The 14,691-nt window shown below is 72.2% G+C and carries 15 protein-coding genes; 7 read left to right on the top strand and 8 right to left on the bottom strand.

The genetic code is table 11. The annotated features are described in order from the left end of the window. Nucleotides 1-40: 40 nt before the first annotated feature. Nucleotides 41-871 carry a maleylpyruvate isomerase family mycothiol-dependent enzyme gene (locus BSL84_RS17440; RefSeq protein WP_030031736.1) on the bottom strand — a complete coding sequence of 277 codons (831 nt, stop codon included), beginning with the start codon at nt 869-871 and terminating at the stop codon, nt 41-43. 163 nt (nt 872-1,034) lie between these two features. Between BSL84_RS17440 and BSL84_RS17435 the strand changes: the two genes are divergently transcribed. After that, on the top strand, nt 1,035-1,814 hold the full coding sequence (locus BSL84_RS17435; protein ID WP_030031735.1) for a carbon-nitrogen family hydrolase: 780 nt from the start codon (nt 1,035-1,037) through the stop codon (nt 1,812-1,814). A 40-nt stretch (nt 1,815-1,854) separates the two neighbouring features. On the opposite strand, the gene BSL84_RS17430 is transcribed toward BSL84_RS17435, so the two are convergent. Continuing rightward, on the bottom strand, nt 1,855-2,217 hold the full coding sequence (locus BSL84_RS17430; RefSeq protein ID WP_045324428.1) for a hypothetical protein: 363 nt from the start codon (nt 2,215-2,217) through the stop codon (nt 1,855-1,857). A 129-nt stretch (nt 2,218-2,346) separates the two neighbouring features. Next, a complete protein-coding gene (locus BSL84_RS17425; protein WP_030031511.1) occupies nt 2,347-2,853 on the bottom strand; it encodes an LURP-one-related/scramblase family protein in 507 nt (168 codons plus the stop codon). Between the two features lie 32 nt (nt 2,854-2,885). Here BSL84_RS17425 and BSL84_RS17420 point away from each other — a divergent pair, with 32 nt between their 5' ends. Both BSL84_RS17420 and BSL84_RS17415 read left to right on the top strand, forming a co-directional pair. Beyond that, nucleotides 2,886-3,686 carry a hypothetical protein gene (locus tag BSL84_RS17420; RefSeq protein WP_030031510.1) on the top strand — a complete coding sequence of 267 codons (801 nt, stop codon included), beginning with the start codon at nt 2,886-2,888 and terminating at the stop codon, nt 3,684-3,686. A gap of 28 nt (nt 3,687-3,714) precedes the next feature. Continuing rightward, on the top strand, nt 3,715-4,284 hold the full coding sequence (locus BSL84_RS17415; protein WP_075970699.1) for a DUF4240 domain-containing protein: 570 nt from the start codon (nt 3,715-3,717) through the stop codon (nt 4,282-4,284). On the opposite strand, the gene BSL84_RS17410 is transcribed toward BSL84_RS17415, so the two are convergent. Continuing rightward, a complete protein-coding gene (locus BSL84_RS17410; RefSeq protein WP_075970698.1) occupies nt 4,275-4,940 on the bottom strand; it encodes an MSMEG_1061 family FMN-dependent PPOX-type flavoprotein in 666 nt (221 codons plus the stop codon). The genes BSL84_RS17415 and BSL84_RS17410 overlap by 10 nt on opposite strands. 224 nt (nt 4,941-5,164) lie before the next feature. Between BSL84_RS17410 and BSL84_RS17405 the strand changes: the two genes are divergently transcribed. After that, a complete protein-coding gene (locus BSL84_RS17405; protein ID WP_199838730.1) occupies nt 5,165-5,707 on the top strand; it encodes a hypothetical protein in 543 nt (180 codons plus the stop codon). Here the strand turns inward: BSL84_RS17405 and BSL84_RS17400 are convergent. Further along, nucleotides 5,704-6,258 carry a Uma2 family endonuclease gene (locus tag BSL84_RS17400; RefSeq protein ID WP_075970697.1) on the bottom strand — a complete coding sequence of 185 codons (555 nt, stop codon included), beginning with the start codon at nt 6,256-6,258 and terminating at the stop codon, nt 5,704-5,706. The genes BSL84_RS17405 and BSL84_RS17400 overlap by 4 nt on opposite strands. Nucleotides 6,259-6,374: 116 nt before the next feature. On the opposite strand from BSL84_RS17400, the gene BSL84_RS17395 reads away from it, so the two are divergent. Continuing rightward, nucleotides 6,375-8,222: an NHL domain-containing thioredoxin family protein gene (locus BSL84_RS17395; RefSeq protein ID WP_075970696.1), complete on the top strand. Its 1,848-nt coding sequence runs from the start codon at nt 6,375-6,377 to the stop codon at nt 8,220-8,222. A 33-nt stretch (nt 8,223-8,255) separates the two neighbouring features. Here BSL84_RS17395 and BSL84_RS17390 read toward each other — a convergent pair whose 3' ends face one another. The 3 genes from BSL84_RS17390 to BSL84_RS17380 all read right to left on the bottom strand — a co-directional run bounded on the left by BSL84_RS17390 (nt 8,256) and on the right by BSL84_RS17380 (nt 12,784). After that, nucleotides 8,256-9,548 (bottom strand): M18 family aminopeptidase, encoded by a 1,293-nt coding sequence (locus BSL84_RS17390; protein ID WP_075970695.1) that lies wholly within the window; start codon nt 9,546-9,548, stop codon nt 8,256-8,258. 526 nt (nt 9,549-10,074) lie between these two features. Next, the gene (locus BSL84_RS17385; RefSeq protein ID WP_030026361.1) at nt 10,075-10,803 is read right to left on the bottom strand and encodes a hypothetical protein; all 729 of its coding nucleotides are present in this window, start codon (nt 10,801-10,803) and stop codon (nt 10,075-10,077) included. Nucleotides 10,804-10,957: 154 nt separating this feature from the next. Next, entirely contained in the window at nt 10,958-12,784 is a 1,827-nt protein-coding gene (locus tag BSL84_RS17380; protein WP_030026360.1) for an acyl-CoA dehydrogenase, read from the bottom strand. 438 nt (nt 12,785-13,222) lie between these two features. Between BSL84_RS17380 and BSL84_RS17375 the strand changes: the two genes are divergently transcribed. Both BSL84_RS17375 and BSL84_RS17370 read left to right on the top strand, forming a co-directional pair. After that, nucleotides 13,223-13,681, top strand: a complete 459-nt coding sequence (locus BSL84_RS17375) for an SseB family protein (protein WP_030026359.1) — start codon at nt 13,223-13,225, stop codon at nt 13,679-13,681. 35 nt (nt 13,682-13,716) lie between these two features. Then, nucleotides 13,717-14,676, top strand: coding sequence for an ArsR/SmtB family transcription factor (locus BSL84_RS17370; protein ID WP_075970694.1), 960 nt, complete (start codon nt 13,717-13,719; stop codon nt 14,674-14,676). Nucleotides 14,677-14,691 lie beyond the last annotated feature (15 nt).

The raw sequence follows: 14,691 nt of genomic DNA, 5'->3' as shown, positions 1-14,691 counted from the left end.
GGGACCGCCGCACCGCCCGCCGGGCCGCCGGGCCGCGGGGTCAGGGGGTCACGGCGAACTGCGTCAGGATGGCCTCCGCCAGCTGCGCGTCCCCCTCCACCTTCACCCGGTCGGCGACCGTGTGCGCCCGCACCCGGCCCGCCGCGAGGCGGACGTACGTCTCCCAGTCCATGGCCAGCGTCACCGCCGGGCCCAGCGACGGGGACTTGTCCACGGTGCCCCGGCCGTCCGCGTCGACCCGTACCGTCCGCATGAACTCCAGCTGCCCGTGCACGTCGATCACCACCGCCGAGTTCACCGGGGCGCCCGCCCGCTTCGCCACCACCTTCGGCAGCCCGGCCAGCAGGATGTCCCGCGCCACGTACGCACCCGGCGAGTCCCAGTTCCCCGGCGCGCCCAGCGCCCACCGCAGGTCCTGCTCGTGGATCCACACGTCGAACGCCCGCAGCCGCAGCGCGTGTTCCAGGGTCACCTGGTCGCCCAGCGGACCGCGCACCATCGTGGCCGGATCCCGCTTCTCGTTGCGCAGCTGCCGCGCGCGGCGGATGACGGTGTACTCCAGCTCCGAGGTCATCTCCGGCGCGGTGTGGTGGCGCCGTACGTCGACCTGTACCTCCATGTACCGGCTGAACTCGTCCACCACGTGCCGCAGGTCCCGCGCCACCGTGTGGATCGGCCGGGGGTCCCCCAGCTGCTCGCACTCGATGCCGATGATGTGGGAGACGACGTCGCGTACCGACCAGCCGGGGCACGGCGTCGCCCGGTTCCACTCGCCCTCCGCCAGGGGGAGGACCAGCTCGGATATCGCCTCGATCGAGTGCGTCCACGCGTCGGCATAGGGCTGAAGGCTGGGATGCGGATGGACGGTCAACGGGACCCCTCGCGGTGCTGTTCAGTGGCGTCGTTCAGTGGCGCGTTTCGGAAGCGGTGGACTCAGTTTCCAAAACTACGCTGCCTGTGAGCACCCCGGCAGTGCTTTCGTGTGACGATTCGTAGGCCCGAGTTGACGGCTTGAACGCCAGGACGGTGGTAGTGTGCGCGCCTCGCTGATCCAAATCGCAGTGAACGAGGGCGAGTCGGTGTCTTCCCGGCGCGCCCGCGCGGCCGATCTCGTACGGGATCAGGACGAGTCCGATCTCGTCGTGCTGCCCGAGCTGTGGACGGTCGGCGCGTTCGCCTACGAGCAGTTCGAGACCGAGGCCGAGCCGCTGGACGGACCGACCTACGAGGCCATGTCCAAGGCGGCGCGCGACGCCGGCGTCTGGCTGCACGCAGGCTCGGTAGTGGAGCGCGCGGGTGACGGATCCCTCTACAACACCGCCCTGGTCCTCTCCCCGGCCGGCGAGCTGGCCGCCACCTACCGCAAGATCCACCGCTTCGGCTTCGACCAGGGCGAGGCCGTCCTCATGTCCGCGGGCGACTCCCTCACCACGGTGCAGCTGCCGGAGCAGACCCTCGGCATCGCCACCTGCTACGACCTGCGCTTTCCCGAGCTGTTCCGGGGCCTGGTCGACGCCGGCGCGACCACGATGGTCGTCGCCGCCGGCTGGCCCGCGCGCCGCCGCGCGCACTGGACGCTGCTGAGCCGGGCGCGTGCCGTGGAGGACCAGTCCTACGTCCTGGCGTGCGGGCTGGCCGGCACCCACGCCGGGGTCGAACAGGCGGGCCACAGCCTGGTCGCGGACCCGTGGGGCGAGGTCCTGGCGGAGGCCGGCCCGGGCGAGGAGGTCCTGACCGTGGAACTGGACCCGGCCAGGGTCGCCGAGACCCGCGCGCAGTTCCCGGCCCTCAAGGACCGCCGCCTGGGCCGCTGACGCCCGCCCGCCCGGGGCCCTGCGGGAGCCCGGCGGCCGGTCAGCCGGTCACGGCCCAGAGCCAGACCGCGAGGGCGGTCGGAACGGGGCACGCCACCGCGCCGAGGAGGAGCATCCGCGTGGACGCGGCCAGGTCGCGGACCCGGGGCGCGCGGGCCAGGGCGGTGATCCCGGCGGCGCCCGCCGGGATCAGGAGGAGCGGTGCGACCAGGCCGACGGCGGGCTCCCCGGCCGCGGCGGTCCAGAGCAGCGCGACGCAGGCGAGGCCGCCGGTCCAGGCGACCGAGAGGGCGGTGACCGCCCACAGCAGGCCGGCGAGCGCGACGACGGCGGGCCGTTCCCGGCGTGCGGGCCTGGCGGGCCGCCACGGACCGTACAGGGCCGCATGGGTGCTGGGGTTCACCGTGGGTTCCTTCCGTCGTGCCGTGCTCTGCCGGACGTCCGTGCCGTGCTCTGCCGGACGTCCACGATCCTCGCCGCCGGCCCGCCGCCCCGGCATGAGCGCGGATGCTCATCTCCGCCGGGCGCGTACTCAGCCGCCCGGCGCGTCGTCCTCCCGCTCCTTCTCGGCCATCCGGATCACGCACACCGCCACCGCGACCAGCAGCGCCGCGTCCGCGTCCTCCCGGACCACGTCCACCGCGTACGTCTCCCGCACCCGGTACCACTGCCGGGAGACCAGCGCGAGCAGCTCCCCCTCGTACTCCACCTTGAACTCGCGGTCCAGGATCCGCCCGCTGACGTCGAGCTCCGTGCCCTCGACCAGCGTCACGCGGAAGTGGTTGCGCAGCAGCGAGAGGCGCTTGCGGCGGATCACCGCGAGCCGCCGCTCGTCCCGCTCCAGGGTCATGGCGTCGCGGAAGCCGAAAAGCCTCTCCCGCAGGGTGATCAGGATCCGGCCGTCCGGATCCTTCAGCTCCAGCGTGTCCCGGAAGCGCAGCGCCTTCCCGTCGACGAGGAAGGCGTGCCGCCCGTCCTCGTCCTCGATCCAGTAGTCGTCCCCGATGGCCAGCATTTTGTCCCGTACGAGGTATTTCATGCGGTCATCAGTGCCCGCGATAGGTTGCCCCCATGCCCCTGCTCTACGTGACCGACCTGGCGTACCCCGCACGCGGCCGCCGGTACTGCGACGAGGACATACTCCTCACCTCGCGCCTGCGCGAGCACTTCGCGCTGGCCCTGTGCCACCCCGCCGACGCGCGCGCCCTCATGCCCGGCTTCGACGCCGTGATCGTCCGCAACAGCGGCCCGGTCCTGCACTACCAGGAGGAGTACGACGCCTTCCGCGCCGCCGCCCTCGCCGCCGGCACGCCCGTATACAACCCCCTCACCGGCCGCGCCGACATGGCCGGCAAGCAGTACCTCCTCGACCTGACGGCCGCCGGCTACCCGGTCATCCCGACCGTCGACGACCCGGCCCGGCTCGCCGAACTCCCGCAGGTGCCCGAGTACGTCGTCAAGCCGAAGCAGGGCGCCGACTCCATCGGCCTCACCTTCACCGCCACGCCCGGCGGCCCGGCCGGCGAGGTGCTGATCCAGCCGCGCATCGACTTCACGTACGAGGTGTCCTTCTACTTCGTCGACGACGCCTTCCAGTACGCGCTCCACGCCCCCGACCCGGCCCGCCGCTGGGAGCTGCGCCCGTACGAGCCGACCGGCGAGGACCTGGCCTTCGCCCGCTCCTTCGTCGAGTGGAACACCCTCTCCCACGGCATCCAGCGCGTGGACGCCTGCCGGGCGCCCTCCGGGGAACTGCTCCTCGTCGAGCTGGAGGACCTCAACCCGTACCTGTCCCTCGACCTGCTGCCCGCGCCCGTCCAGGACGCCTTCACCGCCGCGCTCACCCGGTCCCTGCGCTCCTTCCTCGGCTGATGTCAGTGCCGGGTGCCAGGCTCTTCCCATGGACAAGACGACGTTCTGGCAGCTGATCGAAACAGCCCGCGCGGACACGGCGGCGGAGACGGCGGCGGACACCGGCGCGGGGGCGGACGCGACGGAGGGCGAGGTGGCGCGGCGGTCGGGGCAGCTGCTCGCGGCCCGCCCCCAGGCGGAGATAGCCGCAGCCCAGCAGGTGCTGTGGGACCTGCTCGCGGAGTCCTACCGCAGCCCGCTCTGGGCCGCGGCCTACCTGATCAACGGCGGCTGCTCGGACGACGGCTTCGACTACTTCCGCGGCTGGCTGCTCACGCAGGGCCGGGCGGTCTTCGAGGCGGCCCTGGCCGACCCGGACTCCCTCGCGGACCACCCGGCGGTCCGCGAGGCGGCTGCGCGGGGCCGGGACCTGTGGGACGAGAGCGCCCTCTCGATCGCGTGGACCGCCTACGAGAGCGCCACCGGCCGAGAGCTCCCCTCCGACTCCTTCACGATCAGCTACCCGCCCCTGGACCCGGCCTGGGACTTCGACTTCGACGACACGGCCGAACTGGCGGGCCGGCTGCCGCGCCTGAGCGCCCTCTTCGCCTACTCGTAGCGGTACAGCAGGGACTCGCGCTCCTGGCGGCGGATGTCCTCGATCGTCAGATGCGGCATGTCCAGGTGGGCGAGGGTGATCTCGGCGGAGCTGGGGGCGGCGTCCTCGGCGAGCCACTGCTCGGGCTTCCACGCGCCGCTGCGCAGGAACGCCTTCGGGCAGTGCTGGTAGGCCTCCTCCACCTCCACGACGATCGCGCTGCGCGGCGGCTTGCCGACGGCGGTCAGCTGCTCCAGCAGCCGCGGGTCGGCACTGACGCAGGCCCGCCCGTTCACGCGCAGTGTGGTGGCCCGGCCCGGGATGACGAAGATCAGCCCGGCCCGGCCCGTCTCCACGATGTTGTGGGCGGTGTCGAGCCGCTTGTTGCCGGTGGCGTCGGGGATCGCGAGGGTGAACTCGTCGAGCACGGCGACGAATCCGGGCGGTCCGCCCCGCGGTGTCACGTCGCAGTGCCCGCCCGCCCCGGCGCTCGCGACGAACACCAGCGACGACCGTCCGATGACCGCGCGGGCGGCCTCGTGGATCCTGTCCACGGCCTTGCGCCGCGCCATCTCCCCCGGCTCCTCGTACAGCTCCCTCAACTGCGCGGCAGTGCCCACCGCTTCGGCGTTCAAGGCGTCGAATATCCGCCCATTCGGCGGCGTGCTGTCCGTCATGCTCCGCACGCTACCGGCCGCGTCCGGCGGCGTCCGGGCAAGGATCGATCGGGGGGCCCGACGAGGGTCGGCGCAGAGCCGGTCAGAGCCTGGTCAGAGCCTGGTCAGGGCCCGGAGAAGGCGCCGGCCCGGGCCGCCAGGGCGGCGGTGCGCGCCGCGGCGGCCGGGAGGCGCGGGTCCGGCGGCGTGCCCAGCAGGACCAGCTCGCGCTCTGGTACACCGCCATGCGCGCCGACCGCATCGGCCGCATCACCCCGGCCGGCCAGGTCACCGAACACCCGCTGTCGGTGCGGGACGCCTTCGCCTCCTTCATCACCGCCGGCCCGGACGGTGCGCTGTGGTTCACCCTCAACCGGGCGAACGCCGTCGGCCGCATCACCACCGGCGGCCGGATCACCGTCCACCCGCTGCCCACCCCGGGCGCCGGCCCCGTCGGCATCACGGCGGGCGGCGACGGCGCGCTGTGGTGCGCGGAGATCGGCGTCGGACGGATCGCCCGGATCACCACCGCCGGCGAGGTCACCGAACACCCGCTGCCCGACCCCGCCTGTCGGCCGCACGCCATCACGGCGGGCCCGGACGGCCGCTGCTGGTTCACCGAGTGGGGCGCGAACCGGGTCGGCGCGATCACCCCCGACGGCCACATCGAGGAGCACCCCCTCCCGACCCCCGGCAGGGAACCCCACGGCCTCACCTTCACCCCGGACGGAACCCTGTACGTCGCCCAGGAAACGGGCCACCTGGCCCGCCTGCCCCTGCGGTCCTAGAGCCCACCGGTGTCGAGGTCGACGCCGAACGGCTCCGGCAGCCGGACGACCGTCCCGAACGGATGCGGCCCGTCCACCTTGGTGTACCCCAGGCCCCCGGGCTCGGCGAACAGGGCGACGGACCGCTCCAGCCGGTCGACCAGCAGATGGAGCGGCGCCCCGTACTCGGCGTACCGCCTCCGCTTCACGACGCGGTCGGTGTCGGCGCTGGACTTGGAAGTGATCTCCACGATCAGCAGGGCCTGATCGGGCAGGAGCGCACCTCCGCGGTGGGCGAGTTCTTCCGGTACGACGGCGATATCCGGAACGTACCAGTTGGCCGATCCAGGCAGATCCAGATTTCCAGAGCCTTCGACACAGCCGAGATCGTCCACCCTCGCTTCAATCTGGCGGCGTACGAGTTTCGCCGCTCGCTCGTGGTCCCAGCTCGGCGTCACATTGGTGATGACCCCTTCGACGATCTCAGTGCGGTCTCCGCTGTGGTGCTGGATGGCGTACTTCAGCGCGCGTTCGGGATCGATGCCCTCGCTGTAGTCGTGCGCGGTGGTCATGCCGGAAGCCTCCTTCGCCGCCCGTCGCCAGGCTCCCACACACCCGTTCGTTGCGGCCGTGTGGCGGGGGGCGGTCACCCGTGGGGCTGGTGGGGAAGGAATGGCAAGCTTGAAGGATGAACGATGCTGCCCCGGCGCCCACCCCCGCGCCCGCACCCCGAAAGCGTGCCCGTGTCCGTGCCCCCGAGCTGATCGGCAAGGGCGGCTGGCTGAACACCGGCGGCAAAGAGCTCACCCTCGCCGACCTGCGAGGTAAGTGCGTTGTTGTTGATTTTTGGACATTTTGCTGCATCAACTGCCTGCACGTCCTCGACGAGCTGCGCGAGCTGGAGGAGAAGCACCGCGACACCGTCGTGATCATCGGTGTGCACTCGCCGAAGTTCGTGCACGAGGCCGACCATGCGGCCGTCGTGGACGCCGTCGAGCGCTACGAGGTGCACCACCCCGTCCTCGACGACCCCGAGCTCGCCACCTGGAAGCAGTACGCCGTCCGCGCGTGGCCCACGCTCGTCGTGATCGACCCCGAGGGGTACGTCGTCGCCCAGCACGCCGGGGAGGGGCACGCCCACGCCATCGCGAAACTGGTCGAGGAGCTGGAGGCCGAGCACGAGGCCAAGGGCACCCTGCGGCGCGGCGACGGGCCGTACGTGGCGCCCGAGCCCGTCGCGAGCGACCTGCGCTTCCCCGGCAAGGCGCTGCTCCTGCCCAGCGGGAACTTCCTCGTCTCGGACTCCACCCGCCACCAGCTGGTGGAGCTGGCCGCCGACGGGGAGAGCGTCGTACGCCGCATCGGCAGCGGTGAGCGCGGATTCGGCGGTGACAGCTTCAGCGAGCCGCAGGGGCTGGCCCTGCTGCCCGACGGCCGGGTGGTGGTCGCCGACACCGTCAACCACGCGCTGCGCGTCCTCGACCTGGAGACGGGGGCCGTCGAGACGGTCGCCGGGACCGGGCGGCAGTGGTGGCAGGGCTCGCCGACCTCCGGGCCGGCCCTCGAAGTGGACCTGTCCTCGCCGTGGGACGTGGCATGGTGGCAGGGCAGGGTGTGGATCGCCATGGCCGGCGTCCACCAGCTGTGGACGTGGGACCCGGAGGTGGGCACCGTCGAGGTCGCGGCCGGCACCACCAACGAGGGGCTGCACGACGGCCCGGCCGCCGAGGCCTGGTTCGCGCAGCCGTCCGGGCTCGCCGCCGCCGGGGACCGGCTGTGGATCGCCGACTCCGAGACCAGCGCCCTGCGCTACGTCCACCCCACCGACACCGGGTACGCCGTCAGCACCGCCGTCGGCACCGGCCTGTTCGACTTCGGGCACCGCGACGGGGACGCCGCCCAGGCCCTGCTCCAGCACCCGCTCGGCGTGACGGCCCTGCCCGACGGCTCGGTCGCGGTGTGCGACACCTACAACCACGCGCTGCGCCGCTACGACCCCGCCACCGGCCAGGTCTCGACTCTGGCGACGGACCTGCGCGAGCCCAGCGACGCCGTGCTCGTCGGCGACGAGATCGTGGTCGTCGAGTCCGCCCGGCACCGCCTGACGCGGCTGCGGCTCCCGGAGGAGGCGGTACGGGTGGACGCGGTCGCCCACCGCACCCAGCGGGCCGCCACCGAGGTAACGCCCGGCATGCTGCGCCTGGACGTGGTCTTCCAGGCCCCGAGCGGGCAGAAGCTCGACACCCGCTACGGGCCCTCCACCCGCCTTCTCGTCTCCTCGACCCCGCCGGAGCTGCTGGCGGGCGGCGAGGGCGCCGGGACCGACCTGTTCCGGGAGCTGGAGCTGAACCCGGCCGTCACCGAGGGCGTGCTGCACGTCTCGGCGATGGCCGCGTCCTGCGACGACGACCCGGCCAACGAGTACCCGGCCTGCCACGTCCACCAGCAGGACTGGGGCGTGCCGGTCCGGGTCACCGCCGACGGCGCCGCCCGGCTGCCCCTGGTCCTGGCCGGGATGGACGACGACCAGGGCTGAGGCCTGACGCGCCTTCCTGGAGGAGCTGCGGGGTCAGCCCTCCAGGAAGGCCACCAGGGCGTTGGCGAGGAGGTACGGGTCGTCCGCGCCGCACAGTTCGCGGGCGCTGTGCATGGAGAGGATCGCCACGCCGATGTCCACGGTCTGGATGCCGTGGCGGGCGGCCGTGATCGGGCCGATCGTCGTGCCGCACGGCATCGAGTTGTTGGAGACGAACGTCTGCCAGGGGACGCCGGCCCGCTCGCACGCGGCGGCGAACACCGCGCGCCCGCTGCCGTCGGTGGCGTAGCGCTGGTTGACGTTGACCTTCAGGATCGGGCCGGCGTTGGCCCTCGGGTGGTGCGTGGGGTCGTGCCGCTCCCCGTAGTTGGGGTGCACGGCGTGCCCGGTGTCGGAGGACAGGCAGATGGTGCCGGCGAAGGCCCGTGCGCGGTCCTCGTAGCTGCCTCCGCGTGCGAAGACTGAACGTTCCAGCACGTTGCCCAGCAGCGGGCCGTCGGCGCCGGTGTCCGACTGCGAGCCGTTCTCCTCGTGGTCGAAGGCGGCCAGCACAGGGATGTGGTCGAGCTTCCCGGCGCCGGTGACGGCGGCCAGCGCGGCGACACCCGCGTGCACGGACAGCAGGTTGTCCATGCGGGGGCCGGCCACGAGTTCGCGGTCGCGGCCGAGGTAGGCGGGCGGCTCGATCGAGTGGACCATCAGGTCCCAGCCGGCCACCGAGCCGTGTTCCAGGCCCTCTTCCTCTTCCAGGAAGGCGATGAGGTCGCCCTCGTGGGCCTCGCCGAGGCCCCAGATCGGCTGCATGTGGCGCTGCTTGTCGAGCTTGAGGCCGTCGGTGTTCACCGACCGGTCCAGGTGCACGGCCAGTTGGGGCACGCGCAGCAGCGCACGGTCGATGTTCACGAGGCGTTCGGTGCCGTCGCGGAGGGTCAGCCGGCCGGCCAGGCCCAGGTCCCGGTCCAGCCAGGTGTTGAGGAGGGTGCCGCCGTAGATCTCGACCGCGATCTGCCGCCAGCCCTGCGAGCCCGTGTCGGGGAGCGGCTTGACCCGCAGGTTGGGGGAGTCGGTGTGGGCGCCGATGATGCGGAACGGGGTGTGTGCCGCGGCGCCTTCGGGGACGTACCAGGCGATGAGCGCGCCGCCGCGGAGCACGAACTTGCCCCCGGTGCCCGAGTCCCAGGCGTCCGTCTCCGACAACTGCCTGAAGCCTGCCTTCTCCAGCCGTTCGGCGGCGTTGGCCACGGCGTGGTACGGCGACGGACTGGCCGTCAGGAAGGTCATCAGATCGTCGGTGTGGCCGCGATCGAAGCGGGCGGGAGAGCTCATCGTATTTCCCTTGTGTGGAAGCCCCCGGCTTCAGCCGGGTGAGGAAACGCATTTCCGGCTCGGAGCCTCGCCGCGGCGGTGTGCCGCGGCGTGAGGCTGTGACCTGTGCTGGTGTGCGGATCGTGATCGGTCGCGGCGGCGGCGGTCTGGGTGTTCCTGCCGCGCAGCGGTCGTTCACATGCCGTTTCTATCCGACGGATCCGCGGGCCGTGGAACGGTCGCGGGCGTTCGGACAGCCGCAGGCGGTGCGGGCGGTGCGCTCGGCCCGCGGGGCCGCCGACGGCCGGGAGGGGAACGCCGCGGTCGGTTCGCCGGCCGCCGGGCCGGGTGCTGCTGAGGGTGGAGCGGGGGCGAGACCTCATGGGGAGTCCTCCTCTCGGTCGGGGCGGTCCGTGGCGCAAGAGGGACCCTCACGCGTGAGTGTGGGAATCCCTCCCGCTCGGGAGGGGTGGAAGCCGAGTGGTTCACCTTAACGAGGGGCGGGTCGGTGTTCGCCATGGCCGGACCGGCGCGTTGCGCGGGCGGCTCAGCCCGGCGGCCGGTCGAACCTGCGCTGGAGCTGCCGGCGCTCGCCCCGGCGGATGCGCGGCAGCATCTCCGGGGTCTGCGGGGAGCGCTGCGCACGTCGTCGGCGTCCGGCGCAGAAGATACAGGCCTCGCCGGGGGGTGCGTCCGGGTCGATGGGGGCGCCGGGGTGCTCGGAGCAGCCCGAGGCGTTGCGCGGGCGGGACAGTTCGCGGGCCACGATGAAGGCGCGGTGGAGGTCGTCGGCGATGCGGACGAAGTCCTCGGCGGGGGAGGACAGTCCCAGGTGGAACCGCTGGTCCTCGACGGTGCGCAGGTAGGCGCGCAGCGCGTGGAGGGTGTACGGGGGGTCCGGTACGGGGTAGCCCAGGCGGCGCTGCTCGCCGGCGGGGGCGGGGCCGGGGCCGCCGCGGTGGCGCTGTCCGAGGCGGCGGCGGTCGTTGCAGATGAGGCAGCGGCCCCAGCCTTCGGGGGCCTCGGGGTCGAGGGCGCCGTTGGGGTGCTCGGGGCAGCCGGTGTAGCTCTTGGCGGGGGCCAGTCCGGCGGCCGTCTGGAAGGCCACGTACAGCGCGTCGGCGATGGTGTCGTACTCGGCGGGGTGGGCGCCGTCGTACAGCTCGCGCAGGTGGTCGCCGAGGCTGCCCAGGCTCGCCTGCAGCTCCTTGAGGGCGTACGGCCGCCCGGTGGGGACGGAGTACCCCCTGCTGCCGTGCTGATCCTGTGGACTCATGCCTACGAGCGTCCCATGAACGACTGACATCGGGGAAAGCCGCAGTACAGGGCCCTGGAAGGGGTCCGGGTACGCGGCAGCGGCCGGGTCCCTGTGCGGGGGACCCGGCCGCTGTGCGGTTGCGGCGCAGGAGTGCTGCGCGGGTGGCGCGTCCTTAGAAGGCGGCCTCGTCGAGCTCCATGATGGAGTTGTCGACGGCCTCGGCCAGCTGGCGCTGGACCGAGACGCCCGGGAGGACCTCGGCGGCGAAGAACTTCGCGGCGGCGATCTTGCCGGTGTAGAAGGGGACGTCCTTCGCGGAGGCCGTCGCCAGCTTCTCGGCGGCCACGGCGGCACCCTTGAGCAGGAGGTATCCGACGACGACGTCGCCGGAGGCCATCAGCAGGCGGGTGGTGTTCTGGCCGACCTTGTAGATGTTCTTGACGTCCTCGCCGGTGGCGGTGAGGTCGACGATCATCTGGCCGACGATGGCCTCCAGGTCCACGGCTGCCTTGGCGAGCGCGTCGCGGGCGCCGGCCAGCTCCTCGCCGCCGACGGCCTCGGCCAGGAACTTCTTGATCGTCTCGGAGAGGATGTTCAGCGAGGCGCCCTGGTCGCGGACGATCTTCCGGAAGAAGAAGTCCTGGCCCTGGATGGCCGTGGTGCCCTCGTAGAGGGTGTCGATCTTGGCGTCGCGGATGTACTGCTCGATCGGGTACTCCTGCAGGTAGCCGGAGCCGCCGAAGGTCTGCAGGGACTGCGCGAGCTGCTCGTAGGACTTCTCCGAGCCGTAGCCCTTCACGATCGGCAGGAGCAGGTCGTTCAGGCCGATGAGGGAGGAGGCGTCCTCGCCGGCGGCCTGCTTGACCTGGATCTCGTCCTGGACGGTCGCGGTGTAGAGGACGAGGGCGCGCATGCCCTCGGCGTACGCCTTCTGCGTCATCAGGGAGCGGCGCACGTCGGGGTGGTGCGTGATGGTGACCTTGGGCGCGGTCTTGTCCATGAAGTTGGCCAGGTCCGGGCCCTGCACGCGCTCCTTGGCGTACTCCAGCGCGTTGAGGTAGCCGGTGGAGAGGGTGGCGATGGCCTTCGTGCCGACCATCATGCGCGCGAACTCGATGATCATGAACATCTGGCGGATGCCGTCGTGCTTGTCGCCGATCAGCCAGCCCTTGGCGGGGTGCTGGTCGCCGAAGGTCATCTCGCAGGTGTTGGAGGCCTTGAGGCCCATCTTGTGCTCGACGTTCGTGGCGTAGACGCCGTTGCGCTCGCCCAGCTCGCCGGTCTCCCAGTCGAAGTGGAACTTCGGGACGAGGAAGAGGGACAGGCCCTTGGTGCCCGGGCCGTGGCCCTCGGGGCGGGCGAGGACGTAGTGGAGGATGTTCTCCTCCATGTCGTGCTCACCGGAGGTGATGAAGCGCTTCACGCCCTCGATGTGCCAGGAGCCGTCCTCCTGCTGGATGGCCTTGGTGCGGCCGGCGCCCACGTCCGAGCCGGCGTCCGGCTCGGTGAGGACCATGGTGGAGCCCCAGCGCTTCTCGACGGCGATCTGCGCGATCTTCTTCTGCGCCTCGTTGCCCTCCTCGTGGAGGACGCCGGCGAAGGCCGGGCCGGAGGAGTACATCCACACGGCCGGGTTCGAGCCGAGCAGCAGCTCCGCGTAGGCCCAGACGAGGGAGCGCGGGGAGACGGTGCCGCCGATCTCCTCCGGGATGCCCAGACGCCAGTACTCGGAGTCCATGAAGGCCTTGTAGCTCTTCTTGAACGAGGCCGGGACCGGCGCCGTGTTCGTCTCCGGGTCGAAGACGGGCGGGTTGCGGTCGGCGTCCGCGAAGGACTCGGCCAGCTCGTTCTCGGCGAGGCGGGCTATCTCGGACAGGACGCTCTTGGCGGTCTCGGTGTCCATCTCCTCGAACGGACCGGTGCCGTAGTGCTGGTCGCGGCCGAGCACCTCGAAGAGGTTGAACTCGATGTCGCGGAGATTCGACTTGTAGTGCCCCATGGCTACGGCTCCGTTAAGGCTCGGGGAGACAGGTTCCTCGTACATACCAATCGGTAACAACATGATGCTACCCGCCGGTAATAACGGCAACCCTTCCGTGACGACTGTGACCAGGGTCAAGCTCGCACCACACCGGCCTGGTGCCGCGCCCCTGCGTGACGCCTCGGCGCAGCGCCGGCGCGTCGAGCAGGGCGAGGGCGCGCCCCGCTTCGTCGCCCTCGCCCGCCGGCCGCGGTACGGGCCACGGGTGCGGGTCGGGATCGGTGAGCTCGACCCGCGTACGGCTGCCCTTCCTCTGACCCGCAGGGTTGCTCATGATCGGCGCCGCGGCCTGGGGGTCCTTCGTAGCGGCCCTCAGGGCCTCCTGACCGCACCCCCCGGGAGGGGACTGGCCGGTACCGGCCGGTATGTGCGCGGCCGCTCGGTAGGGTGGGCCGCATGTACGGCTACGACCAGAATCCGGGCGCCCAGCAGCAGTACGCCCCTCAGCAGCCCCAGCAGGGCTACGGGCAGGCACCGCCGCTGTACCCCGAGCCGTCCCCGCCCTCCCTCGCGGACGCCGTACGGGCCTTCACCACGGGGTCCATGTCCGCCGAGGACTTCCAGCAGGTCTTCGCGACCTCGAAGGTGTACTGCCCCCGCGGCGACACCCCCGGGTTCCTGGCGCTGCACAACACGCAGCAGCCGGTCATCCCCATGTTCACCACGCTCAAGGAGCTGCGCCGCTACGCCGGCAAGGAGTCCAAGTACTTCGTGATCACCGGCGCCGAGGTGATCGACCTGCTGCCGACCGGCTACGGCTTCGTCCTCGACATGGAGGGCGACCACCGCATGGTCTTCGACGCGAAGGCCGTCGAGCAGATGGTCGACTTCGCCATGCGCCGCATGTACGGCTGATCCCAACGCCGTACGGCGTGGCACCGGGGGGCGCGATGCTGAGAGTGCACTTCACGGCCGAGGACCTGTTCAACGTCACCTTCGCCGACGCGCCGCTCCCCATGGTGGAGCTGGCGATGGCACTGGTGGCCTGGCAGCGCACCGACGAGGCGGCCGTCTTCGGCCGCTGGCGGGCAGGCGTCGGCCAGGAGCTCCCCCCACAGGTGCGTCCCCTGCTGGACCTGCTGCGCCCGGACGGTGACAACCCGCAGTTCGTCGAGCCGTACGCCCGGACCCTGGAGGAGGGCCTGGCCGCCGTTCGGGATGCCGCGCCGCTGCTGACCGGCGAACAGCTCGCCCGCGCCGTCGCCAGGGCGCCCGGGCCCGATTCCTGGCTGCGCGCGCTGTGGGGCCGCGACCGCGAGGCGTGGAACCAGCTCGGCGGCGCGCTCACCGCGGCCCACGACAGCGTGGTGGCCCCGTACTGGTCCCGGATCCGGCAGTCCTTCCAGGCGGACGTCGCCTGGCGCACCCGGCTGCTGGCCACCCACGGCATCAGGGCGTGCCTGGCCGGCACGCACCCCGCGGCCGGCTGGTCGGGGACCGTCTTCGAGGTGGCCCGGCCGCCGCACTACGAGGTCCGCCTCGGCGGGCGCGGCCTGATCCTGATGCCCTCGCCGTTCTGGACGGGCCGCCCGCTGGTAGCCGAGCACCCCGACGGCCCGCACGTCCTGCTCTACCCGGCGATGACCCCGCTGCCGCTGACCTCCCCCGGCTGGGCCGACGGCGCGCTGGACGCGCTGCTGGGCCGGACCCGGGCGGCGGTGCTCCAGCGGCTGGTGCAGCGGCGCACGACCAGCGAGCTGGCCCGGGACCTCGACATCAGCCTCCCCTCGGTCTCGGAGCACACCCGCACCCTGCGCGCGGCGGGCCTGATCACCACCGAGCGCGACGGCAAGGCGGTCCTGCACTCGGTGACGGGCCTCGGCGCGGACCTCCTGCACAGCGGAGGGTGAAGCTTTCGGCGACGC

This window comes from Streptomyces sp. TN58 (genome assembly GCF_001941845.1).
GTDB lineage: Bacteria > Actinomycetota > Actinomycetes > Streptomycetales > Streptomycetaceae > Streptomyces.
The sequence above is the reverse complement of the archived record's forward strand: the minus strand, read 5'-3'. Positions and strand labels throughout refer to the sequence as shown.

Bases quoted from the DNA above. Each gene is read 5' to 3' on its own strand.
- BSL84_RS17420 (WP_030031510.1), top strand. From the start codon at position 2,886: ATGCCCCTGCTCTACGTGACCGACCTGGCGTACCCCGCACGCGGCCGC.
- BSL84_RS17390 (WP_075970695.1), bottom strand. From the start codon at position 9,548: ATGAGCTCTCCCGCCCGCTTCGATCGCGGCCACACCGACGATCTGATG.
- BSL84_RS17405 (WP_199838730.1), top strand. From the start codon at position 5,165: ATGCGCGCCGACCGCATCGGCCGCATCACCCCGGCCGGCCAGGTCACC.
- BSL84_RS17395 (WP_075970696.1), top strand. From the start codon at position 6,375: ATGAACGATGCTGCCCCGGCGCCCACCCCCGCGCCCGCACCCCGAAAG.
- BSL84_RS17380 (WP_030026360.1), bottom strand. From the start codon at position 12,784: ATGGGGCACTACAAGTCGAATCTCCGCGACATCGAGTTCAACCTCTTC.
- BSL84_RS17400 (WP_075970697.1), bottom strand. From the start codon at position 6,258: ATGACCACCGCGCACGACTACAGCGAGGGCATCGATCCCGAACGCGCG.
- BSL84_RS17415 (WP_075970699.1), top strand. From the start codon at position 3,715: ATGGACAAGACGACGTTCTGGCAGCTGATCGAAACAGCCCGCGCGGAC.
- BSL84_RS17425 (WP_030031511.1), bottom strand. From the start codon at position 2,853: ATGAAATACCTCGTACGGGACAAAATGCTGGCCATCGGGGACGACTAC.
- BSL84_RS17385 (WP_030026361.1), bottom strand. From the start codon at position 10,803: ATGAGTCCACAGGATCAGCACGGCAGCAGGGGGTACTCCGTCCCCACC.
- BSL84_RS17370 (WP_075970694.1), top strand. From the start codon at position 13,717: ATGCTGAGAGTGCACTTCACGGCCGAGGACCTGTTCAACGTCACCTTC.
- BSL84_RS17375 (WP_030026359.1), top strand. From the start codon at position 13,223: ATGTACGGCTACGACCAGAATCCGGGCGCCCAGCAGCAGTACGCCCCT.
- BSL84_RS17410 (WP_075970698.1), bottom strand. From the start codon at position 4,940: ATGACGGACAGCACGCCGCCGAATGGGCGGATATTCGACGCCTTGAAC.